The organism is Marinomonas fungiae, assembly GCF_001418205.1.
Classification (GTDB): Bacteria; Pseudomonadota; Gammaproteobacteria; order Pseudomonadales; family Marinomonadaceae; genus Marinomonas; species Marinomonas fungiae.
Window position 1 is genome coordinate 470525 of record NZ_LIQF01000001.1, and the last position, 23175, is coordinate 493699.

Sequence of the window (23175 nt, forward strand, 5' to 3'; positions counted from 1 at the left end):
CGAAGCGCCTTACATTTCATTTGAGTGACATTTATATGACTTAAATATGACAGCAATGTTACAAGCGTAGCCATTATCAAAAAAATGGCCATTTCTATCACAAAAAAAGGCTCCCGAAGGAGCCGAAAAGTAGAATTGGGGGGCCAATTCTCAGGGTAAAATATTAGGCTTAGAAGAAGCCAAGCGGGTTGATATCGTAGCTCACCAACATATTCTTGGTTTGTTGGTAGTGATCCAACATCATTTTATGAGTTTCACGACCTACACCGGATTTCTTGTAACCACCAAACGCAGCATGCGCTGGGTACTGATGGTAACAGTTCATCCATACACGACCCGCTTGAATGCCTCGTCCCATGCGATAAGCAAGGTTCGTATCACGTGTCCAAACGCCCGCACCAAGGCCAAATTCAGTATCGTTAGCGATCGCAAGCGCTTCTGCTTCATCTTTAAAGGTGGTTACCGCAACCACTGGTCCAAAGATCTCTTCTTGGAAGACACGCATGTCATTCGAGCCTTTCAGCAGTGTTGGCTTGATATAGAAGCCATCGTTAAAACCGTCAATCACTTCTGAATCACCACCGATCAACACTTCCGCGCCTTCATCACGGCCAATCTGCAGGTAACTCATGATTTTATCGAATTGCTCTTGTGAGGCTTGTGCGCCCACCATGGTTTCTGTATCAAGCGGGTTGCCACGCTTAATCTGACCAATGCGATCTACCACTAGCTTAATGAAATCATCGTAGATATCTTCTTGCACCAATAGACGTGATGGACAAGTACAGACTTCACCTTGGTTAAAGAAGGCCAGCACCGTTCCTTCAACACACTTGCTGATAAACTCGTCTTCAGCATTCATAATGTCTTTGAAGTAAATATTAGGTGACTTGCCACCTAGCTCCACAGTAGATGGGATAATGTTTTCCGCAGCACACTTCATAATGTGCGATCCCACAGGCGTAGAGCCAGTAAAGGCAATCTTGGCAATGCGAGTGCTCGTTGCAAGGGCTTGGCCCGCTTCAGCACCGTAACCGTTAACGATGTTCAACACCCCTGCTGGCAACAAGTCTTTAATCAGATCTGCTAGCACAAGAATAGACGCTGGCGTCTGCTCAGCTGGCTTGAGCACAACGCAGTTGCCGGCAGCCAAAGCTGGCGCCAATTTCCAAGCGGCCATCAGTAGCGGGAAGTTCCATGGAATGATTTGGCCGACAACACCTAGTGGCTCGTGGAAATGGTAGGCCACCGTGTTTTCATCGATCTCACCAATCGAGCCTTCTTGGGCACGGACACAACCAGCGAAGTAGCGGAAATGATCAGCGCTTAGAGGAACGTCTGCAGCCAATGTTTCACGCACCGCTTTACCGTTGTCCCATGTTTCAGCAACCGCTAGAGCTTCAAGGTTGGCTTCGATACGATCGGCAATTTTTAAGAGAATGTTTGAACGTGCTTGTACAGAGGTTTTCGCCCACGCATCTTTTGCTGCATGCGCAGCGTCTAGGGCTAGATTGATATCTTCTTCGGTGGAACGAGGAATACGACAGAATGGTTTACCATCCACAGGACTTACATTGTCAAAGTATTGGCCTTTCACAGGGGCAACCCATTCACCACCAATGAAATTTCCATACTGTTCGTTAAAGCTTACAACACTGCCTTCGGAACCAGGTTTAGCATAGATCATACTGTTTACTCCGTTATTTTTGTTTTTAGCTATTTAATTGCAGTCCATTCAATGTAGTCTCATGAAAACAACAGTTCTTGCCTGACAGTCTAAAAAAGTTGTCTGTCAGTCCATAAAAGTTGACCATGACCTATAATCTGGAGTAAAGATTAAACACTTTCACTCTGCACCATCATCAAACAAGAATTAACGAGGTGTGTATGACTCATCATTTAGCGAGCTTGGGAGCATTGCGTCGACCAACAAAGCTTGTTGAAAATCGAGTTTGCTTTGCAGGCCCGCAGGCAGAGCTCAGTATTTACGATACCTATGAACCCGCTAAAAAAGTCAGTCTTACGTCAGACTCATTACTTTATTGCGGCATGGTGACGGGCGCTAAGGTGATGCATACCAAAAACACTCAAAATATCCCTTTTTTGCCACATGAGTCATTTATTCTGGCGCCAAAAGAAGAAGTTTTTATCGATTTTCCTGAAGCTCAATTAAATCGACCCACAACGTGTTTAACAGTGGAAATATCGCAAGAGCGAATCGCCCAGATTTGTGACCGAATGAACGATGTGACCAACATGAGTGGCTTGACGCCGATTGATCCCAATAAGCCGCTGCACACTCTACATACTCAAGGCACGCAACAAGTCATCGATCGTTTAGTCAGTGATTTCGTCCAGAACGATCCTGATCGTGATCTGCTAGTCGATTTTGGTGTGAGTGAGTTGGTAACACGTATTCTGCGCCATCATGGTCGTGAGGCCCTGCTTAAATTTACTCAACTGACACCCGACGCCAACGGTTTGACCAACGCGCTTATGTTTATCGAATCGAACTTATCGCTGCCGCTGGACATAGATTCATTAAGTAAGTTGGCTTGCATGAGTCGCAGCCGTTTTTATCAAGAATTCAAACGTCATCTTGGTTGCACCCCCAATGAATATCAGCACCAGCGCCGCATGAGTGTGGCACTGGAATATTTGAAACAGCGTCGCTCAGTCACCGAAGTCAGCATGGAGCTTGGCTACCAAAGCCTGAGCCATTTTAGTCGTCGTTTTCATCAACATTTCGGCGTTTCTCCGAGACAAATTCAAAACCAGCTTAATTAAACTGATTTCCAATGATGATTAAAGAAAGCAACGACGGTTACGCCCTTAGTTTTAAGAAAGGTTAGTTGATAAACTCTACTAACCTTTTCTTTTGTCTTTTACAAGGACTTGCATGTCGAGTATCCCCTCTTCGCTTTTGAAGCAGCGTAATTTCGTACATTTTTGGGTCGGCCAAATCGCCTCTTCATTTGCATTTCAAATGTTAGCCGTCGGTATTGGTTGGCAGATTTATGATTTGACAGGCAGTGCCATGGCACTTGGCTTAGTGGGATTATTTCAATTTTTACCACAACTCTTGCTAACACTTGTTGTGGGGCATGTAGCAGATCGTTACAACCGCCGCATCATCTGTGTCTGCACCCGACTGACAATGGCTTCAACGGTCGCCATTCTTGCCTACGGCAACCTGACGGACAGCATTTCAGCCAATCTGATTTACGCCTGTGCCGTGCTGTTAGGCACGGCACGCGCCTTTGAAATGCCCGCTGGACAAGCGATCCTTCCCAATTTGATTCCACCAGATTTGCTCTCTCGTGCTGTCAGCGCCATCGCTTCTGCACGTGAAATCTCTGTGATTGCAGGCCCGGCATTGGGCGGTCTGATTTATTTACTGGGCCCATCGACGCTCTATTTCACCAGCATGGCCTGCTTTCTAGTCTCTTGCTGTATTTTATTTTTCCTACATTACGACTATGTTGCGAAAGGCAAACAACCTATCGACCTAAATCATTTGTTAGGCGGTCTACGCTTTATTAAGCACAATAAACTCATCTTGGGCTCTGTATCATTAGACATGTTTGCGGTATTACTCGGTGGCGCCACTGCGCTATTACCCATCGTAGCGAAAGATATTTTGCATACAGGCCCTTGGGGACTTGGTTTATTACGCTGCGCTCCTGCTGTTGGAGCCTTACTGATGTCTCTCTATCTGGCACGTCGCCCCCTAACGCATAGCGTCGGCAAAATCATGTATGCTGCCGTGGCGATCTTTGGCCTCGCCACTATTGCTTTTGGTCTATCCGAAAACTTGATTTTGTCGATGGCCGCTCTGTTTGTTCTAGGCGCTTCCGATATGATCAGTGTGGTGATTCGCTCGACTCTGGTTCAACTTGAAACACCGGATGAAATGCGTGGCCGAGTCAGTGCCGCTAACTCTGTATTTATCGGCAGCTCAAACCAGCTGGGGGAATTTGAATCCGGTGCTACTGCAGCCCTATTCGGTACCGTCCCAGCAATTGTCTTGGGCGGCTTTGGCACCATTGCAGTGGTAGGACTGTGGATGATCTTATTCCCCAGTTTGCTACACCGTAACACTTTAGAGAATGAAAAATGATTGAGCTGAAAAACATCACAGCCTTCCAAGGTGATAAGAAAGTCTTTGAGAACTTTAATGTTCATATCGGACATGGAGAAAAGGTCGCTATCTTAGGCCCAAATGGGGCAGGTAAAAGCACGTTTCTAAAGCTGATTACTAGAGAAATTTACCCCGTTGTAAAAGACGATAGCCACATCAAGTTGTTCGATCTCGAACGCGTCACCATTTGGGATTTGCGTAAACAAATTGGCTTAATATCTCAAGACCTTCAAGAAGACTACACCCCCTACACTACCGCTATTGAAGTAATTTTGTCTGGTTTCTTTGGTGCGATTGGTCAGCATGGACACCTGACGCCAACACCAGAGCAAATTGAGCAAGCAGAACAGATGTTGGACTATGTTGGCATGGGGACTTATCGAGATACACACTTTCAACGCCTGTCGACTGGGCAAAAACGTCGTCTGTTAATTGGTCGTTCATTGATCCACAAACCGCAGGCATTAATTTTTGATGAGCCCTCTAACGGTTTGGATATCAAGGCTTCTGCTTTATTGCTTAATATCATGCGTGACTACGCTAAGCCCGAAAATAGCTTATTGCTGACCACGCATCATATCGGTGAAATCATTCCAGAGATTCAGCGTGTGATATTGATTAAAAATGGCAAAGTGATTGCTGATGGGGCAAAAAACGAAGTGCTCACTAGTGAAGTGTTGAGCGATTTATATGATACGCCAGTCAAACTGGACAAACATAATGATTACTTTCACATCTGGCTGGATTGAGAGCTTGATGCAGGTAAATTTTAGGCATAAAAAAGCCGATCTAAACAGATCGGCTTTTTTAAATTTGGTGCGGAAGGAGAGACTCGAACTCTCACGCCGTGAAGCACTGGAACCTAAATCCAGCGTGTCTACCAATTCCACCACTCCCGCAAGTGATGACGCGTATTATAGAGATACGCTTACTTTGGTCAATAGGCTTTCGAAAATATTTTCACTCAACCTTCTGACAGAAACTCTTTATGAAACAAGTGTTTATTTCATGCAATAAAAAAGCCGATCTAAATAGATCGGCTTTTTTAACATGGTGCGGAAGGAGAGACTCGAACTCTCACGCCGTGAAGCACTGGAACCTAAATCCAGCGTGTCTACCAATTCCACCACTCCCGCAAAAGAGTGTTTTACATCGTGTGTCGATGTCGGTTTAAGCAATGAAACCAAATTCATTGCTAACAACCAAAATCTTAGACGGATATGAATCAACGCCTTAGACAATAAAAAAGCCGATCTCAGATCAGCTTTTTTAAATTTGGTGCGGAAGGAGAGACTCGAACTCTCACGCCGTGAAGCACTGGAACCTAAATCCAGCGTGTCTACCAATTCCACCACTCCCGCAAGGAATGGTGCGTATTATAGAGATCCTCGTTCTATGGTCAAGGGGTTTATTTCTATTTTTTAACGGATTAATGAATATTTTAAAAATAGAACATATAGAAAACATTAGTAAACCAATTAAAAAAGGATGGTTTACTGACAATCCCCTTGCCTCACTCTATAATGCCCGCTCAATTTCTGGAGACCCTTTCTATGTGGATTTTATTAGCAATGACTGGCCTATGGGCTTTTTCATTTAGCTTGATTGGAGTGTACTTAGCAGGACAGGTCGACTCATGGTTCTCGGTGCTGATGCGAGTCACCTTAGCGATGCTAGTATTCTTGCCGTTTATAAAATTTCGCCAGACACCTAAAGCTTTAGCCCTTAAGTTAATGGCCATCGGTGCTTGCCAACTCGGCATTATGTATGGCTTCTACTATCAGTCTTTTTTGCACCTGACGGTGCCTGAAGTCCTGTTATTTACTGTGATGACACCGATCTATATAGCTCTGATTAACGATATTTTAGAGCGCCGCTTTACACCAGGCTATATCATCAGCGCTTTGATTGCCGTTGCGGGTGCAGTTGGCATTCGTTATCAAGGCATTGACGAAGGCTTTATCCAAGGTTTCTTACTGGTTCAGGGCGCCAATCTTTGTTTTGGGCTAGGACAAGTCGCTTACAAACGCCTAATGGCCAATAACCCTACCGACCTGCCACAATTGACACTGTTTGGCTGGTTCTTTATTGGTGCTTTCATTGTCGTCGTTCCATGCTTCCTAGCGCTAGGCAATTTAGATAAGCTGCCGACGACTAATTTACAGTGGAGCATCTTAATCTACCTGGGGGTAATTGCTTCAGGCGTCGGCTATTTTGCTTGGAATAAAGGTGCAACCATGGTCAATGTTGGCGCCTTAGCGGTAGCAAATAACCTGCTTATTCCAGCAGGCATCTTGGTTAACGTCCTATTCTGGAACCGTGATGCAGACCTTATCCGCCTTACCCTTGGTGGCGGCGTAATTCTATTTGCTTTGTATTTGAATGAATGGCTCATCAAGCAAAAAGATCGCGCAATGCTAATCAAAGCGAACAATGCCTAGCATGGCATCAATGCCGTAAACAAAATAGGGAGCCGATTGGCTCCCTATTTCTGTATCGAATACACACTTAAGCTTAGCTCGCTAAGAACTCGCTACGAGTCTTATCGCTGCGTTTAAACAAGCCACCCAGAGCGGTAGTCTGTGTCGATGAACTCGCATCCATTACACCACGGGCTTTTACACAGTAGTGCGTAGCATTAATGCTCACTGCAACGTTGTCTGTCTCAAGTAATGTTTGCAGTGCTACTAATACCTGTTGTGTTTGGCGTTCCTGTACTTGCGGACGCTGGCCAAAGAAACGCACAATGCGGTTTATCTTAGATAAGCCAATGATCTTGTTCTTTGGTAGATAAGCGACTTTCGCCAAGCCATCGATGGTGACAAAATGGTGCTCGCAAGTGCTAGTAAAGGAGATGTTACTCACCTTAACCATTTCATCTACTTTCATCTTGTTTTCGATAACGGTGATTTTAGGGAATTGGCCATAATCCAAACCAGAAAAAATCTCTTTCACATACATTTTTGCAATGCGATGAGGCGTTTCTGAAAGGCTGTCATCGGTCAGATCGAGACCCAATGTGTACACCACATCTTCAAATGCAGCTTTGATGCGCTGGTACTTTTCTTCGGTCGATAAACCGTTGTCGATCATTGGTGTTTCAAGACCATGTTTCATGAGGGCATCACGAACTCGAGTCGCCTCATCTGAAAGTGCAATATTGCTCACTTTACTGGTTTCTGCCATTGCAGTTGTCATATCAATACCCTGTCTAGCTAATTCGTTCATTCATGATGCCTAGCGCGCCATCGCTTGCGTTTAAGCTAAATGACGGCCTCCGTCCAAAGCCAATGTACGCCCGGTCATGTAACGACTACTGAGGAGGTATTGTACCGCTGCAACCCCTTCCTGTTCACCTGGTTCTAGGCATAATAACGATTTTTTTAATGCTTTCTGCTGATATTCCTTATTATCGCCCTCTTGAAACATCAAAAGAGACGGTGCAATCGCATTAACTTTTACCTTTGGTGCCAACTGGCGAGCAAAGGATAAACTTAAATTGGCTAACCCTGCTTTACTCGCAGCGTACGCGATATGCTTATCACTGCCCTTTTCCGCCACAAAGTCGGTCAAGTGGATTATATCGGTTGCCTGATTCAAATCATGAGCGGCGCATAATAGCAGAGATTGTAGTGACATGTTGAGTTGATACGGTACGGCCACGTGGACTTGCCACATTCTTGCCATCAGCTCATTTAAATCCTCGCTGTCCGTTTCAGATCCCCAGTCCGATGCATTATGGATGATGCTTCTTAATCCGTTGTACTCAGCAACAATGGTATTGACCATTTTGCTCACGGTATCAGGTTGCGTGAAGTCTGCGCGAATGCAATGGACGTCCTCGGCCATTAGCGCCTCGATCACAGGGGTAAACGTTCGGTAACTCATTACCACCCGCTCACCTTGCGCAAGCAAGGAACGGATAACCGCTAAGCCCAAACGTCGACCACCGCCAGTAATAAAATGTGGATAGGCAAACTCTTTCTGCATCCCAGTCTCCAAATATTCGAGCATTAATCACTCAAGCAACCATCCGAATTCTTAAAGAATACGTATTCAAAGCTAGGTTGGTTCAATAAATTAGTCTAACTTTTAATCAGGCTTTTTGACTCGTTTTAATTCGATGGAGCGCACTATGAGTAATAAAGAACAATTGCCAGCGATTCCGCAGGTTGCCTTTGACTGGTATGACGAATACGCCCACGGTGATATCGACCGACGTACTTTTATTCGTCGACTATCCACCTTAGGAGTGGCCGGTTTAACTGTATCAGCCGTTTCCGCCGCACTGTTACCCAACTATGCACTAGCAGAGCAGGTTTCTTTCAATGACCCCGACATTACTGCGCGCTATGTGGAAATTAATGCGCCCAATGGTCATGGTAAAGCGCGTGGTTACCTGGTTATCCCTGCTGGCGTTAAGGATGATAACCCTGCGCCGGGGGTGATTGTTGTACATGAAAATCGTGGCTTGAATCCCTATATCGAAGATGTGGCCAGACGTTTAGCCAAAGAGGGTTTTGTGGCGTTCGCACCGGATGCGTTATTCCCTCTTGGTGGCTATCCAGGGAATGACGATGAAGGTCGCGCCATGCAGAAAACCTTAAACAAAGATAAGATTCTGGGGGATTTCAGTGATGCGGCCACTTTCCTAAAAGCCCATTCACTCACTACTGATAAATTAGGTATTGTGGGGTTCTGCTTTGGTGGTTACGTATCGAACCAACTCGCCGCCTCTTGGCCAAATATGATCGATGCAGCGGTACCGTTTTATGGCACCCCACCAACCTCAGACTTACAGAACCTTAAAGGTCCGCTGCAATTGCATTTTGCCGAGTTGGATCAGCGCGTCAACGATACTTGGCCAGACTATGAAAGTGCTCTGAAAACTATGGGGGTCGATTATGAAGCGTATAAGTATGAACGCGTCAATCATGGTTTTCACAATGATTCAACCGCTCGATACGATGAGAAAAGCGCCGAGCTTGCCTGGCAAAGGACCATCGAATTTTTCAAAAAGCATCTTGCTTAAATCACAAAGGCCTTTGTTTTGTTCAGAGCTAAGATGATGCCGCTGCTGGCACAATATCATCTTTGCAAAAGTACACACCATTGCAGGGGAGAACATGCTGCCAAAGCTGCTGACTCAGTTCTTCAATGGACATTTCAGCGCCCGCAGCAATCCACTCGGCAATACCTTTCGCCACATTCGGATAGGTCACACGAACGACTTTAGAACCCTCTAACCAGGCCTGAATAACCTTAGAAGAGAGAGTTTGACTGGCCTTCGCAAAACCAAGATTTTCCAAAGCCACTACATTAGAAAGCTGCTCAACTTGCCCACGCAAAGGCTTAACCATGATTCGTCGCCCCATGTGTAAAGCTTCAGAATTCAACTCGAAACCAGCGTTACTCAGTACGGACTTACATTCTCGCAAGTTTTTTTGAAAGCCTTCGCGACTAAATGGAAAGACTTCTACATTGCCATATTTGCCAGGTTCAATGTCCTTGCAGTGCATACGAAATTGATAAGAAGGCACACCTTCCAACCATTCCATCACCTCTTCACTGTTTTCAAATGGCAAATACACTAGCACCTGATCATCCTGAGCCACACTTTTATGCTCAGCATGCTGAATGATTGGTGGCAAAATGGGTTCACCAAAATGATGCCAATGCACTCCCACATTCTGGCTGACTGGTGCAAAACGCGACATAATCCAAGAGCCAAGCAGGTCGCCCTTATATTTAGGTATATCGTACTGGAATGCGTACTGATGGCCGATCCCAATGCAAGGCTTGCCCTGACGCCTTGCTGCCCATGCGGTAATGGGTTCGAAATCCGTAAGGATTAAATCGTACTGAGAGACATCTAAACTTGCGATGTCTTTCAGTAATTGTAAGACCTTAGCTTGACGAAACGTTGCCCACATACTGATCTGGCCATTTTTCGCTACAAACGATAAACCTGCAAATGCGCGGTACTGAGCAAAACATTCCATATCAAAATAGTCGTTCGCATCACGTCCCGAGAAGACATAGTCTACCTCTATACCGAGACGAGCAAATTCAACACTCATGGCTCGGGCACGAGTGATATGTCCATTACCGGTTCCCTGCACCCCATATAGAATTTTCATGTTAACACTCCAAACGACACCATCGCACAAGTGGTGCCTAACAAAGCTCCCATCGCTGTATCTGTTGGAAAGTGAACACCCAGAAAAATACGTGACATAGCCACCATTGCCGACCAGCTGTAAAAACTTAAATACAGCTCAGGGAACCATTCACTCAAGCAGTACGCCATGAAAAATGCGCCAGACGTATGCCCCGAAGGAAACGAAAACTTGTCAGAAGGACGAATAAAACTAGTGAAGTCATCCAAAATGTCAGCAGGACGATTGCGTTTAAAGCTTCTTTTTAATATCAAATACAGCACACGCTCTAGGGCAAAGCCGCCCATTATGATATAGGCCCATGTTTCGAAGCCTAACGACCACGCCGCTAACGCTAATACAACATACAATGGCCCATCCGCTGACATTGAAATCACTCGACTTGCGCGCGTCAATAACTGTCGATGCTTGCGTGCCATCAACCAGTAAAATGTTGTCACGTCCATATTGTGAATGCTGTTAAGTATGTTCATAACGCCACCTCTACACGTCTTCTATGATTTCAAAATAGGAAATTTGGGTGTCATTTTCGTGGCAGAGGGATGATGCTTTTATGACAAAAAAGCGCCCACTGAGGGCGCTTTTAAGAGGGAAAACGTTTTTTGAAAGCTGGGCTATAACCAGTTACTCAGCATAAAACCAATACCAAAAGAGCGTGTGTAATTATTGTAATCCAACAATGACTGACCATATCCTTCAAAATACTGAGCATAACCGCGTACCTTGCCCCACATTGGGAAACTGACGCCCAAGCGAACTGAACCGTGGTTTTCGGAGAAATTTAGATTATTGCGTAATAAAACATCTAAGGTGACATCATTGATAACATGCACTACCGTCAGCTCACCATGCCCTAAATAGTCTTCGATATCAGCATTATCATCGTCGGCTTCGGACTCAGGAATACGGTACCAAGGTTTGATTGAGACGACGGTATTCTGATGCTCGAAAATAAAGTCTGCATAGACACGATTCCAAGAGCGTGAAATTGGCTCAGCACGTCCATTAGACTGATGCACAATACCGTAGTTTATATGTGCCAACTTAGCTCCAAAAAATGAGAAATCCAGTTTCGGCTCGGTGGTGATAAACGCCTCTGGTTCATAATTAGTATCACGAAACGGCGCTGAAATTTCACTGTTATAGGCTTGCCAATAGGACTCTTGAGTGTAAGCGAACCAAAGCTTTGAATCTCGCCCTAGCACCCCTTTGGCCACTGGAAATTTTAAACTCACCTGAAACTTAAATTCCGTATCTTGAAGTTGATCAGAGTTAATATTGTTGTAGGTGCCGCGATCACCAGATTTGCCGGTATAGTAGATGGGTAAAAAGTAATTCGGTTTGTGCGCGGTTAGGACAAATGGATCACCTGCCGAGCGCTCCTCGTATTGTACACGCTGCTCAATCATGCCATTGGCTTTGCGTGCACGCTCAGCAATTGGCTCTGGTGACTCCGGTTCCATTGAGACGGAATCCTCCATCTCAATTTCATCAAGTGTAACGGGAGTCGATTCTGCCAAGGTAATTCCACTGTATAGCCCAAGGCCAATTAAAAGCACACTTACCTGCTGCCAACTCATGGCCATCTCCTTTGACAAGCTATCGGGGGTTAAATCAAGAATGGTTAAGCGGGAATCACTTTACGTAAATAACTTTCGTTTTCCATCTCAATGATTTCCACCGATAGGCTAACTTGTTTCACCGCAAAGCGGCACAAAGCATCAAGGACAGACTGTGAAAGTTCAGATTTTTGCTGCTGACTACGTCCGTGCAACATGCGTACGCTGACGTGAACAAAGGCGTCTTGTACGCCCCCAGTAATAAAATGCTTGCAGGCAAAAGCACGCAATTTAATATCCGCAGGTTGAAATAAGCCTGAATCAATACAAGCTTGTTGCACAGCTTCCATCCAATCTAATGGCGGAACTTCTTGCTCAAGATTTTGGCTGTATTCAATGATGCAATGGGGCATAAGGACATCCTTCTAGTTATTGTTAAATGAAAGAATTAACTCAGTAACCAAGCTGTGTATCAACTGTTTTCGGTAATAGGCTCAAATGACGATAGTTACGAATGTTTTGAGCGACAATCTGCGCAGCGCTCTGTGGCGTGGTCGGCGCTGAAATATGGGGCAACACAGTAATGTTAGGGTGCGTCCAGAATGGATGAGAACGAGGTAAAGGCTCATACATAAAGACATCCAACACCGCATGTTTAATTCGCCCTGTGTTCAATTCATACAAGAGTGCGTCTTCGTCAATAATTTTACCGCGCGCAAAGTTTATCAGCTGCGCGCCTGGTTTTATTTTAGCTAAATTCTCACTCCCCAGAAGCCCTTCGGTATGCGGGGTCAACGGCAGTAAGCACACTAATATATCGCTTTGCTCAAGTATTTGCGCTAAGCCTTCTTCGCCAAACAAACAGCTTATATTAGCAATATGTTTTTCAGTTCGACTCCAGCCCTGTACTTGAAAGCCCTGTTTCTCCAAGGCTTGCGCAGCTTGTTGACCTAGCTCTCCTAATCCCAATACTCCGACAGAGCGATCCTTGGCAGAAAAATAAGGCAAGGGCTGCCATAATGCACGGCTTTGCTGATGAGCGTAAGCTGGCATATCACGATGCAAAAATAACGTCCACGCTAAAACAGCCTCTGTCATAGCACGACTTAGCTCAGGATCAACTAAGCGCACAATGCTGTATCGTGGGGACTCACGTTGCTGTAGCATTTTTTCCACACCAGCCCAAACACTGTGTACCCAAACCAAGTTCGGTAGCACCTGTAAATCCGTTGGATCAGGATTCGCCACAATCGCCACATCCACCAGTTTGCGTTCCTTATCGGTTAATTTACGCAGTGGCAGAACAGACTCGTTGGGCATCGATTTTGACAGCACATCCAACCAAAGACGTTCTTCCACGTCATTGAGAGTGCTTACAAATGGAATGATTGAGGATAAGATCATCGATTAAATACCTCTTAAAATGACGTAAAATCCCTTTGTCTAACTAGGGGTTATTAGGAAAGAGGCGCTTTTGGTATCACGCTGTATGTCCAGCTTTTAAAAAGTTCTGAGCAAAATCAGTAGCATTACAAGGCCTACCAAAGTAATAGCCTTGGTAAGTGTAACAGCCCATAAGCTCTAGCTGTTTAAAATGCTCTTCGGTCTCAACACCCTCTGCCAACACTTTTAAAGATAAAGCATTGGCCATGGCAATCACCGCCAAAACAATCGCATAGTCATTTTTATCTGTGATTAAATCACGCACAAAAGATTGATCTATTTTTAGGCGATCAATTGGCAGGTCTTTTAAATATTTCAATGATGAGTAGCCAGTACCAAAATCATCAACCGATAAGCTAACCCCCAGCTCACGGATTTGTTCCATGATCTCTAGGGCGCGCTCAAGGTCTGACATCAAAGCAGTTTCGGTTATTTCGATGTCCACCATACTTGCTGATAGACCACTGTTAGCCAATGCATCAGTGATATCCTGTAGCAAATTCGAATAAGCAAATTGCATCGGGCTGACATTGATAGAAATCCGCCAATTATCTTGCCATAGACCTTGCTTATACCAACCAGCCACTTGCAGTGTGGTCTGCAGTAATACAAAACGCCCTAGCTCATGAATCAAACCAATATCTTCTGCAATCGGAATAAACTCCATCGGCGGTATAAAACCGCGATCCGGCTCATTCCATCGTAACAATGCTTCGGCGCCAATCACCTCACCTTTATCGTTATGTTGTGGTTGGTAATAGACCTCAAATTCATTTTCTTTCAGTGCGCGATAAAGGGACTTTTCCATCTGCAAACGCGCATCAGATAAAGACTGCATGTCTTCTTGAAAGAATGCAAAGGTGTTTCGTCCTAACTCTTTGGCTTTATAAAGCGCTGTATCAGCTTGGCGTACGACTGTCGCCGTCGACTCTTCCGATCCATCAAAGAAGGAGACACCCAGACTCCCCGTGACGTGCAAATCATGTCCTTCGACATGTTTCACTTCTGCGCACACTCTTAGAATGCGCTGCATAAAGTTTACCACTGAGACGTTGTTTTCATTCATCGAGCCCCGCACATTGCTCCATAAAAACACAAACTCATCTCCCCCCATTCGGGCAAATGTTGTATCAAGAGGAACCAACGGGATTAACGAATCGACAACCTTTAACAGCAACTGATCACCGACGTTATGACCAAGGGCATCATTGATCGTTTTGAAGCGATCAAGATCTAGAATAATCAGCACCCCAAAACGCCCTTGCGCCATGTCATCCATCGCTCTTTGTAGATGATCGTTCATTAACGTTCGGTTTGGCAGACGTGTTAAAGAATCGTAATAGGAAAGGTGATTAATTCGCTGCTGCGCCTCTTTACGCTCTGATAAATCACGCATCAATAACACAATCTCAGTTTCACCTTGAACAACATATTTATTGATGCGTATTTCGATTGGCACTAGGCATTGATGACTAGAGAGAGCCGTCTCTGCATTCATCACTTGATCGACAGCTAATTCCTCTAATGACAGCCGTAATGAGGTCCAGAAACTGCCACCAGGAAGCTGCGTCATCGGCTGATTAGTTAAAGACTCAATAGGCATATGAACCAGTTTTGCCGCTGCTTCATTTACCAAGCGAATATTATAGTTCTTATCCAATACTATAATGCCATCCGCTGCATGTTTAATCATGGCTTTGGAATGCTGGTGACTGCGCTCCAATGCATCCAATGCATTACTCAGTCGTTGCCATAGTTCATTGAAGGTGCTCTTGAGACGGCCTAATTCATCATTACGGTGAATCTTATCGAACAAAGCTGGTACAGAAACAGTACGCTTATTATCCAAACGCGTTAATGACCAAGTTAACTGCTTGAGGGGACGAGTGACCATGCCATAAAACAACAGGGATAATATGGATGCTAACAGCACATCTTTAAATAAGTTCTGTACAAACCGTTGGTTATTAACACGGACAACTTGCTCCACCAAATACCGACGATCTAGCTCTAACTCCACTCGCCCTAGAGGAATTTCTATCTCAGAAAAATTTAACTCTCGGGAAACCACTAGGGAATCTTGAATTAAATAGTTCGCAATATCGTCACTCAGAGAGGGCTCAATATCAGGCGCACTCGCCTCAGCAAAGATACGGCCATTTTCATCTGTGACAGTGACTTTTTGAATGGCGGGATTATAAAGCAAACTTTCCGCTTGCTGCTGGGCAAACACTGTGTCTAAGCGAAATAACGCTTGCGATAACGGACGCTCAACAATTGATAAAGTGTCATTGAACTCTTTTTGGATACGATAGGGCTCTTGCTGGATACTTTGATAGGCTTGGAAGAAGCTGAGCACAACACTAAGAATTATTGCTAACAGCAAGGTAGCAATAGACTGTTTAAAGTACAGTGATCGATTAAGCGCTGATACCATTGTTACCCTACTGCTATGCCTCAATGAGTAAGATTGGCATCCATTCCAACACAGATGCCTTAGCGAATCATTGAATGACTATACAGGGTTCAATGATGTATGCAAACTATCGAGTATGACCTAACTCATCAACTTTAAACTATCTTAGAAGTCTTTGATTTAGATAACAATAATATAAGAGGCACTCGCAAATTTAAGACTGAGTTTTAGCCCAATAATGACGCCGTTTACCTTCTGTTAAACAGACTCACCAGTCAGACTTTGGGAAAGGTTAGCATGTCGATGCCCTAACATTAACGTCACAATAAAAACACCGCCGAGAATCAACCAAGAGCCTATTACGACAGCCCCCCAGCCACCCATTTGCCAAAACGGATCAAGATAGAAGCCCCCTACGCTGGCCCCCAAATAATAGAACACCAAATAAAGCGACGAAGCACTGGCTTTTGCCTGATGCGCATTTTTACTAACAAAGCTGCTGGCAGTAGAATGGCATAAAAAGAAGCCAAAACAATTAATAAATAAGCCTGCAATGATAGCTAATAAAGACGACTGCAATGTCACCAAAGAGCCGATCATAACAATGCTTGTACCTAACGACATAATGCGCGGCTGAGATAGGCGTGTTGCCAACTTACCCGAAAATGCCGAACCCACGGTGCCACTTAAATAAGTCAGAAACAATAAACTGACATACTTCGCCGACAGCGAGTAAGGTTCATCTTCCAAAACAAAAGTAATGTAGCTGTATTGATTAATAAATATAAAGAAATTAAAACCACCGATTAGATAACACATCAGTAACATTGGATTGCGCAAATGCATGGCAACATTGGTAGCGATAGTATGAACCTGAAAACGCTTTGCTTCAAAATGACGTGAATTCGGCAATAATAGCCAAAACAAGCCGAAGCATATTAAGCTGACCACCGCCATAGTGAGAAAGGCCGCAGATGGTCCTTGCCACTCACCGATAAAGCCGCCGATCAGACGTCCGCCAATCCCCCCTAAGGTATTACCACTGATATACAGGCCAACTGCAATCGCCATGGCGTGAGGACTGTATTCATCTCCTAAGTAAGCCACAGCAATCGCAGGCAGACCGGCAAGAAAGAAACCTTGCAAGGCCCTTAACAACAACAGCGAGCCGTAATCATTGGCGAAACTCAAAGCAAACGTGGTCAACGTTACCCCAAACAATGTCATCACCATGATTTTCTTACGGCCTAAAGCATCCGATAAGGGGCCATAAAACAATAACGACAAACCAAGCGTTAACGTTGTAATGGTAAAACTACTGGCTGCCTGGAGCTCATTGATCGAGAACTCATGCGCAATCATAGGTAACAAAGGCTGTGTCACGTAAACATTCGCGAACACCATAAAGGAGCCAATCATTAATGCCAACGTACCGCGCCAAAACGCCCAACCACCCATTTCAATCACTTTAGATTCTCCAGAGTACCTTAAGGTTGGAGAACTATACGCCTGAACTTTTTATCAATAAAATATATATAAATTATAGATTGGATAATAAATTTTGATAGAAATAAGACCTCTACACTACTTCATCACTGTCGCCAACGAACTGAGTTTTACTAGAGCGGCAGAAAAGCTGCATATCGCGCAACCGGCAATTAGCATGTCGATAAAAAAATTGGAGCACGATCTGGGCGTTCAACTTTTTCATCGTCACGACCGTAAAATCAGCCTAACCGACGAAGGTCATGTGTTATACGAACATGGTAAACGCTTACTACAACAAGCGGATGAAACAGAATTGGCCATGAAGGAGCTTAGTGGCTTGAGCGCAGGAGAAGTCCGCGTGGGCATTCCCAGTATGCTGGGCTCCTATTATTTTCCACCTATTTTAATGGCATTTCGCCACCGCTATCCCAACCTCACACTACAGGTGATTGAAGGTGGCACTTGGAAACTGCAGCAAATGCTCGAAAACGGTGACATTGACTTGAGTGTGATTGTCGCCGAAATGCCCAGTGATTCATTAGAGACACGAGCCCTACTGAAAGAACAAATGCTGGTGACGGTGCCTCAAGATCATCCGTTTGTCGCCTTAGACAGCATCCCTCCAGAGCTTTTCTTCAAAGAAGAATTGGTGATGTTTAAAGAAGGCTATTTTCATCGCCGTGTGATTGATCGCTTGGCACAGCAACAAGGCATCAAGCCGAACTTTGGCTTTGTAACCAATTTGATTCCCTTAATAAAATCTATTGTAAAGAACGGCTTTGGTATCTCAACATTGCTAGGCATGGTGATTGAAGAGGACGACGGTCTGGTAACGCGCCCGTTCTCTGAGGAGGTCTGGCTCGATATCAATATTGCTTGGCGCAAAGATGGCTATCTATCCAGAGCCAATCAAGCTTTTTTAGAATTCGTGATCCAAGAATCAGAACAACAAAAGTGAATGAAAAAAGCCAGCTGATTTTAGCTGGCTTTCTGATGTTGCCTTATTCGCACTTATTTGGCTTGATACAAGCGCGTTTCAACCCAAGGCGAACCTTGCAAGCGCTTGATAGCTTTGGCGCCAGCCAAAATACCTAAGTCAAACAATGGCTCAAGCAAAACCACACTTAAATAAGCCATACCAAAGGTCGCCACCGAGCTAAGATTTTCCGCGCCAAAACCTTGGCCGTAAAACGCCCAAAATGCAACCCAGACGATGATGCCACCTTGATACGTTAACGACAGACGTAGGGCTTGGCTGTACTGAATGTCCACATAAGCGGTTTGCTCAGAAATCGTACGACGCGCTACGGCAGCCATCGCAAACAGCGGTAACAACAAGGTGGTGACGTTCATGCCATATTGCGGTAAATCAAATGGCGCAAAGAACATGCCTTGCACAAGTAGGCCAGCGCTTAGCCCTAGGGCCGCAGCGGCAGGACCAAAGACTAAAAATAACGTAGAGCCTAAGATAAAGTGTACTTCCGAAACGCCCACTGGCTGCTTGGGAAACACTTCAAAGAAAATAAACACGAGCAACGTCGACATAAGAGCACGCATTAATAGGCTAGTCAGGCCGTCTTTCTTAATGGTGTCTAACGATGATTTCGCCACAAGGCCAAAAGCCAATGCCGCGGTTGCATAACTAAGTCCTAATTTTGCGCCAGTAACAACGCCAGGTTCGATGTGCACAGAGTGCCTCCTTATCGTTTTTTCATACCACCCGTATGAGATGAGAAACAAAGCTGAATGGCCGGTCTCCGGACTCGGTAACACTTATCGCTTCCTTCCCATACGAATAGTGAAAAACGACTGAGCAATCCTTGCTGTTACCTACCGTTGCGGGGGCAGTATAGAATCATTGGCACATGCCAACTCCCTATTTCCCGTTTCACTTCTAACGAAGCACCGTTCAACGGTGCTGACTGTAACAGCTAGCGTCCCACAATAGAACTGAACGAACTTAATGATCAGCTTTATTTGATTCATCTCGGCGAGTAAATAGTAACTCTGATAAGCGGTTACGTTGCTCCATTCTCTGTTCAAGGTTGCGGAAGAAATCGCTACGGTGGAAGATAGCGCCACCGACAAAGCCAATCACACTGCCTAATACAATATCAATTAAGCGATGCTCCAATAATAAGGTAGCGTCCACACCGCTGGTGGTAATCTCTGCCATGATAACGGTTAGAGGTGTAATGAAAATCACAGCCAATCCATAATTTTTAACGATCAACATCTCCACGATGGTCTGTAGCACGCAAACACACAAAGCGAGCATTAATGCGGAGGGATGAAAAGAGAAAATCGCACTCGCCAAAAACATACCAATAACAGTACCGACAATACGATGTACATTTCGATGCCATACCATCCGGAAGGTCGCGCCTTGTAAAATGGCGGCGCAGGAGATGGGAACCCAATAAGGATTGCTCAATGCCAACCATAATGCGAAGCCATAAGAGCCTGCGATACACAAACTTAAAAACAGCGCTTCTAAGATAATGGCATTGACGCGTTCATCTACTTGAACCGGGTCACTAATCGCTTTATGCGCCCCCGTAAAAAGGCTGTAAATAAAGGCCATAAACACCGACCACATCCCCCCAATCGCAATCAGCCCAACACGCTCAGGTGTTGCAGCGATATCAAAGGGCATAGCCATGGCCACGCAGGAGGCCAATATAAAGAAAAAACTACCTGGTGGCGGCAAACGGTAATAACGAGTGATGACAATCACCGCAAAAGCAATCACGAATAAAGCAACAGGAGCCAATCCCGAAATCGAGGCCGCTAAGGTGGCTAAGGTCAGACAAGCCATAAAGCCAAAGGTACACAGAATCATCGTCAACATACGTGACGTCGTTCTGGTCGGGCTCATATATAGAAAAACCATTGACCCAAGGCTGGCAATCATGGCCTCGGCAAAGGAATCCGTCAAAGCACCCAATACCGCAGGAGCCCCGATGGTAATGCCTGCCACCACAGGCAAATGCCATGGGCGGCTCACATTATTCAGAGTTAGCAACCCTTTTAATGCAGATTTATAATTCACAGTTAATATGCCTCATGAAAAGTCATTTTTACAAACTCTTTAAATTTTCATCACTTTGTTTCGCTAATCGATTATTCTATTTAACTCGATTACTAAGTTTTGTTTCTTAGAAATCGAGTCTAAGTTTCCTTACTATATCATGTAGACTTCGGGTCATAATTAAAAGGAATACAACATGAGCCTTTCATTACAGAGTAAAATTACTCTTCAAAGCATTCTCGCCACCTTGATCGTCAGTATTGCCGTCGCATGGTTAGCCGCCAGCAAATTTAACACGACCAGCCAAAACAGCATTCAATCCGAATCGACATCTCAAGCCGAAGCCATCAATATTTACCTAAGTAATTGGTATAGCGATCGTGAAAGAACCATGTCAACCGTTCGCAAGCATCTAGAAAGCGTATTAAAACAAAACAGCGAAAACGAAGACCAAATTCTATCGATCTTACAACAAGCTCAGGCGAGCCTTGGCTTTGGGATGACTTTTCTAGGCCTCGAAAATGGTCGCATGTATCGTCATGACCCGAGCTTAAACAGCGCAGACTATGATCCACGTGTACGCTCTTGGTATAAGGATGCAAAGGCCTCACAGCAAACCTATGTCACAGCACCATATGTCTCAGCTTCCACTCAGAAACTATCTATGACCTTCGTGGAGCCAGTGATTGTAGACGGTAAATTTGTGGGAGCGATTGGCGGCTTAGTGTTCCTTGACGACCTACTTAATCGACTATTAGAGCTTAAAGTTCTAGGCCAAGGAGAGCTGATTTTATTAAGACAAACTGGGGATATTCTTGCTCATCGTAATAAGACCCTAATCCAAAAGAATATTACCGAATCAACGTATCAAATTAACGCTGACGATATAAAACAAGCCCTAAATGGTCATGTTTACAAAGAAATCAAAGACGACGGTGTGGCCAAATATTTATACCTGCAAGAACTAGGAAAAACCAATTGGGTGCTGGCTTTGGTCATGGATAAAGCAACCTTAATGGCACCGATGAAAGAGTTCACCACGACCGCCTCGTTATTTGTTGTCATTCTACTCGCCGTGATTGCTTTGATTGTATTCAAGGTTTCTCAATGGTTATTGAAAGATCTTAAAAATGTAACCGCTCGTCTGAAAGACATTGCAAATGGTGACGGTGACCTATCTGCCCGACTAACGAATCACAGCAAAGATGAAGTCGCAGAGCTGGTTAATGCGTTCAACCAGTTTGTTGAACGTTTGCAAGGGACAGTCAACAACATTAAAGCCATCGAAGGTCAGCTTTCACAGCAAGCCCAATCGATCAACCAGACATCAAGTCATAGCCATAATCGCCTATTAGCGCAGCAAAGCAGCATTACCATGGTCGCTACAGCAGTCAATGAAATGGCACAAGCAACCCAAGAAATCGCCGACAATGCGCTTGAAACAGCTCAAAACGCTGACAACGCTGTGTCTTCAAGTGAATCAGGTCAAGCTCAGATTGACGCTAGCCAACATAGTATTCAACAGCTAGCCAACGACGTCAGCTCTGTTTCCGAAGTCATTCAGCGTGTGAGCCAAGATGCTGAGAATATAAATTCAATCCTGAAAACCATTTCCGACATCGCAGAGCAAACCAACTTACTTGCTTTAAACGCTGCCATTGAAGCGGCACGTGCAGGAGAGCAAGGTCGCGGGTTTGCTGTTGTAGCCGATGAAGTACGCGTACTCAGCCAACGCACTTACAGCTCGATTGAAGAAATTCAGAAAATGATCGAAAACCTGCAACACAGTAGTAGCAATGCGGTGACACAAATTCAGCGCAGCCATGAGCAAGCTGAGCGCAGTGTTCAAGACATTCATACCGCTCGCGAAAGCTTTGAAGAGATTAAGCGTCTGATTACTAGCATTAGTGACCGTGCCACACAGATTGCCAGTGCTACAGAGGAGCAAACCAGTGTCACTAAAGGCATCAGTGAAAACACCACTGAAGTCGATGATGGTGCGCGCGAGATGGTGACTTTCGCCCATGAGAACGCTGAGACTGCCAGACAATTGGCGCAATTAACCAGCGATTTGAAAGATAACGTTCACTATTTCAAAAGCTAAGCAAATCTAGCTCAAAAAAATGCCCAGTTCTCAAACTGGGCATTTTGCTTTTAGATGCTTACACAGCAAACGGCGCCACGCCTATCAGCAAGCCATGTAAATAAAATGCGACCAAAGCATAAGCCAAAACCGCCACGACCACCGCGATGATATCGTACTTAAAATCAGGCGCTTCAAATTGAACACCTTCGGCTTTAAATTGACGACGGGTGATAACGAAGTTGACCACCGCCCACACTAAAAATGAACCAAACAACAACACGTCTGCCGTTGTGCCATTACTGATCAAATGGGCCAAAGCCCACAATTTAATCCCGACGACCATCGGGCAGCCTACTCGTGCTTTAATCTTAGAATAAGGCATTGCTGCTGCGGCGATATAGATAAAAGCAAACAGAACCAATAGTGCCGCAAGATGACGTGTCCAAACCGGTGGGAACCAAAGCCACTCGGCGCTGTAGCGCGCGTAGCCATAGCCCATAATCAAAGTCAATAAACCAACAATCGCCACCGCAGCATGCAACATTTTCCAGTTGCTTTTTCCTAGCTGTTGCATCATAAATACACGCCATTCAGGCGCAAATAATCGTATCGAGTGGATCCCGATAAACAAAACCAAACCAACCAATAACAGCGCCATGTTTTTCTCCTATCCGAGTTTTGTGAAGGCCGTTAACTTAATCGCTCAAGAGCCCTGTACAGAAACATAAAAAGATCTATCAGCCGTTCATATTTCAGTAGCATTTCCTATATTATTCAATCAATTATACAGTCTTTACAATCTATGAATGCGACTACTTTATATTTCGTTTTC

Annotated in this window: 20 protein-coding genes, 3 tRNA genes and 1 riboswitch; of the genes, 7 read left to right on the forward strand and 16 right to left on the reverse strand. The window is 44.8% G+C overall.

Annotation, left to right across the window (positions count from 1 at the left end; genetic code table 11):
• Positions 1-169: 169 nt before the first annotated feature.
• Entirely contained in the window at positions 170-1687 is a 1518-nt protein-coding gene (gene exaC / locus ASC49_RS02110; RefSeq protein ID WP_055461548.1) for an acetaldehyde dehydrogenase ExaC, read from the reverse strand.
• 200 nt (positions 1688-1887) lie between these two features.
• On the opposite strand from exaC, the gene ASC49_RS02115 reads away from it, so the two are divergent.
• The 3 genes from ASC49_RS02115 (at position 1888) to ASC49_RS02125 (ending at position 4890) form a co-directional block, all read left to right on the forward strand.
• Positions 1888-2787, forward strand: coding sequence for a helix-turn-helix domain-containing protein (locus ASC49_RS02115; protein WP_055461549.1), 900 nt, complete (start codon positions 1888-1890; stop codon positions 2785-2787).
• Between the two features lie 112 nt (positions 2788-2899).
• Positions 2900-4120, forward strand: coding sequence for an MFS transporter (locus ASC49_RS02120; RefSeq protein ID WP_055461550.1), 1221 nt, complete (start codon positions 2900-2902; stop codon positions 4118-4120).
• Positions 4117-4890 carry an ABC transporter ATP-binding protein gene (locus ASC49_RS02125; RefSeq protein ID WP_055461551.1) on the forward strand — a complete coding sequence of 258 codons (774 nt, stop codon included), beginning with the start codon at positions 4117-4119 and terminating at the stop codon, positions 4888-4890. Before ASC49_RS02120 ends, ASC49_RS02125 begins: the two co-directional genes overlap by 4 nt.
• A gap of 65 nt (positions 4891-4955) precedes the next feature.
• Here the strand turns inward: ASC49_RS02125 and ASC49_RS02130 are convergent.
• The 3 genes from ASC49_RS02130 to ASC49_RS02140 all read right to left on the reverse strand — a co-directional run bounded on the left by ASC49_RS02130 (position 4956) and on the right by ASC49_RS02140 (position 5502).
• Positions 4956-5040, reverse strand: a tRNA-Leu gene (locus ASC49_RS02130).
• A gap of 152 nt (positions 5041-5192) precedes the next feature.
• A tRNA-Leu gene (locus ASC49_RS02135) sits at positions 5193-5277 on the reverse strand.
• A gap of 140 nt (positions 5278-5417) precedes the next feature.
• Positions 5418-5502 (reverse strand) — tRNA-Leu (locus ASC49_RS02140).
• A 192-nt stretch (positions 5503-5694) separates the two neighbouring features.
• Between ASC49_RS02140 and ASC49_RS02145 the strand changes: the two genes are divergently transcribed.
• Positions 5695-6582, forward strand: a complete 888-nt coding sequence (locus ASC49_RS02145) for a carboxylate/amino acid/amine transporter (RefSeq protein WP_055461552.1) — start codon at positions 5695-5697, stop codon at positions 6580-6582.
• A 73-nt stretch (positions 6583-6655) separates the two neighbouring features.
• Here the strand turns inward: ASC49_RS02145 and folE are convergent, their stop codons facing one another.
• Together folE and folM are read right to left on the reverse strand one after the other, a co-directional pair.
• Positions 6656-7339, reverse strand: a complete 684-nt coding sequence (gene folE / locus ASC49_RS02150; protein ID WP_055461638.1) for a GTP cyclohydrolase I FolE — start codon at positions 7337-7339, stop codon at positions 6656-6658.
• A gap of 60 nt (positions 7340-7399) precedes the next feature.
• The gene (gene folM / locus ASC49_RS02155) at positions 7400-8131 is read right to left on the reverse strand and encodes a dihydromonapterin reductase (RefSeq protein ID WP_055461553.1); all 732 of its coding nucleotides are present in this window, start codon (positions 8129-8131) and stop codon (positions 7400-7402) included.
• A 145-nt stretch (positions 8132-8276) separates the two neighbouring features.
• On the opposite strand from folM, the gene ASC49_RS02160 reads away from it, so the two are divergent.
• Entirely contained in the window at positions 8277-9173 is an 897-nt protein-coding gene (locus ASC49_RS02160) for a dienelactone hydrolase family protein (RefSeq protein ID WP_055461554.1), read from the forward strand.
• 28 nt (positions 9174-9201) lie between these two features.
• Here ASC49_RS02160 and ASC49_RS02165 read toward each other — a convergent pair whose 3' ends face one another.
• The 7 genes from ASC49_RS02165 to ASC49_RS02195 form a co-directional block, all read right to left on the reverse strand.
• Complete coding sequence (locus ASC49_RS02165) at positions 9202-10281, reverse strand: MJ1255/VC2487 family glycosyltransferase (RefSeq protein ID WP_055461555.1); 1080 nt, start codon at positions 10279-10281, stop codon at positions 9202-9204.
• Positions 10278-10793 carry a phosphatase PAP2 family protein gene (locus ASC49_RS02170; protein WP_055461556.1) on the reverse strand — a complete coding sequence of 172 codons (516 nt, stop codon included), beginning with the start codon at positions 10791-10793 and terminating at the stop codon, positions 10278-10280. Before ASC49_RS02170 ends, ASC49_RS02165 begins: the two co-directional genes overlap by 4 nt.
• Before the next feature lie 141 nt (positions 10794-10934).
• Complete coding sequence (locus ASC49_RS02175; protein WP_072242017.1) at positions 10935-11900, reverse strand: phospholipase A; 966 nt, start codon at positions 11898-11900, stop codon at positions 10935-10937.
• 44 nt (positions 11901-11944) lie between these two features.
• Positions 11945-12292, reverse strand: coding sequence for a 5-carboxymethyl-2-hydroxymuconate Delta-isomerase (locus ASC49_RS02180; RefSeq protein ID WP_055461557.1), 348 nt, complete (start codon positions 12290-12292; stop codon positions 11945-11947).
• A 40-nt stretch (positions 12293-12332) separates the two neighbouring features.
• Entirely contained in the window at positions 12333-13283 is a 951-nt protein-coding gene (locus tag ASC49_RS02185) for a 2-hydroxyacid dehydrogenase (protein WP_055461558.1), read from the reverse strand.
• Positions 13284-13359: 76 nt separating this feature from the next.
• A complete protein-coding gene (locus tag ASC49_RS02190; RefSeq protein ID WP_055461559.1) occupies positions 13360-15759 on the reverse strand; it encodes a putative bifunctional diguanylate cyclase/phosphodiesterase in 2400 nt (799 codons plus the stop codon).
• 237 nt (positions 15760-15996) lie between these two features.
• On the reverse strand, positions 15997-17205 hold the full coding sequence (locus tag ASC49_RS02195; protein WP_055461560.1) for an MFS transporter: 1209 nt from the start codon (positions 17203-17205) through the stop codon (positions 15997-15999).
• A 97-nt stretch (positions 17206-17302) separates the two neighbouring features.
• Between ASC49_RS02195 and ASC49_RS02200 the strand changes: the two genes are divergently transcribed.
• Entirely contained in the window at positions 17303-18184 is an 882-nt protein-coding gene (locus ASC49_RS02200) for a LysR family transcriptional regulator (protein ID WP_055461640.1), read from the forward strand.
• 53 nt (positions 18185-18237) lie between these two features.
• On the opposite strand, the gene ASC49_RS02205 is transcribed toward ASC49_RS02200, so the two are convergent.
• On the reverse strand, positions 18238-18915 hold the full coding sequence (locus ASC49_RS02205; protein WP_055461561.1) for an energy-coupling factor ABC transporter permease: 678 nt from the start codon (positions 18913-18915) through the stop codon (positions 18238-18240).
• Between the two features lie 42 nt (positions 18916-18957).
• Positions 18958-19151, reverse strand: a riboswitch (cobalamin riboswitch).
• 35 nt (positions 19152-19186) lie between these two features.
• Positions 19187-20278, reverse strand: a complete 1092-nt coding sequence (locus ASC49_RS02210) for an FUSC family protein (protein ID WP_055461562.1) — start codon at positions 20276-20278, stop codon at positions 19187-19189.
• A 175-nt stretch (positions 20279-20453) separates the two neighbouring features.
• Here ASC49_RS02210 and ASC49_RS02215 point away from each other — a divergent pair, with 175 nt between their 5' ends.
• Complete coding sequence (locus tag ASC49_RS02215; RefSeq protein WP_055461563.1) at positions 20454-22361, forward strand: methyl-accepting chemotaxis protein; 1908 nt, start codon at positions 20454-20456, stop codon at positions 22359-22361.
• A gap of 58 nt (positions 22362-22419) precedes the next feature.
• Here ASC49_RS02215 and ASC49_RS02220 read toward each other — a convergent pair whose 3' ends face one another.
• Positions 22420-23001, reverse strand: a complete 582-nt coding sequence (locus ASC49_RS02220; protein WP_055461564.1) for an NnrU family protein — start codon at positions 22999-23001, stop codon at positions 22420-22422.
• Positions 23002-23175: the final 174 nt, after the last annotated feature.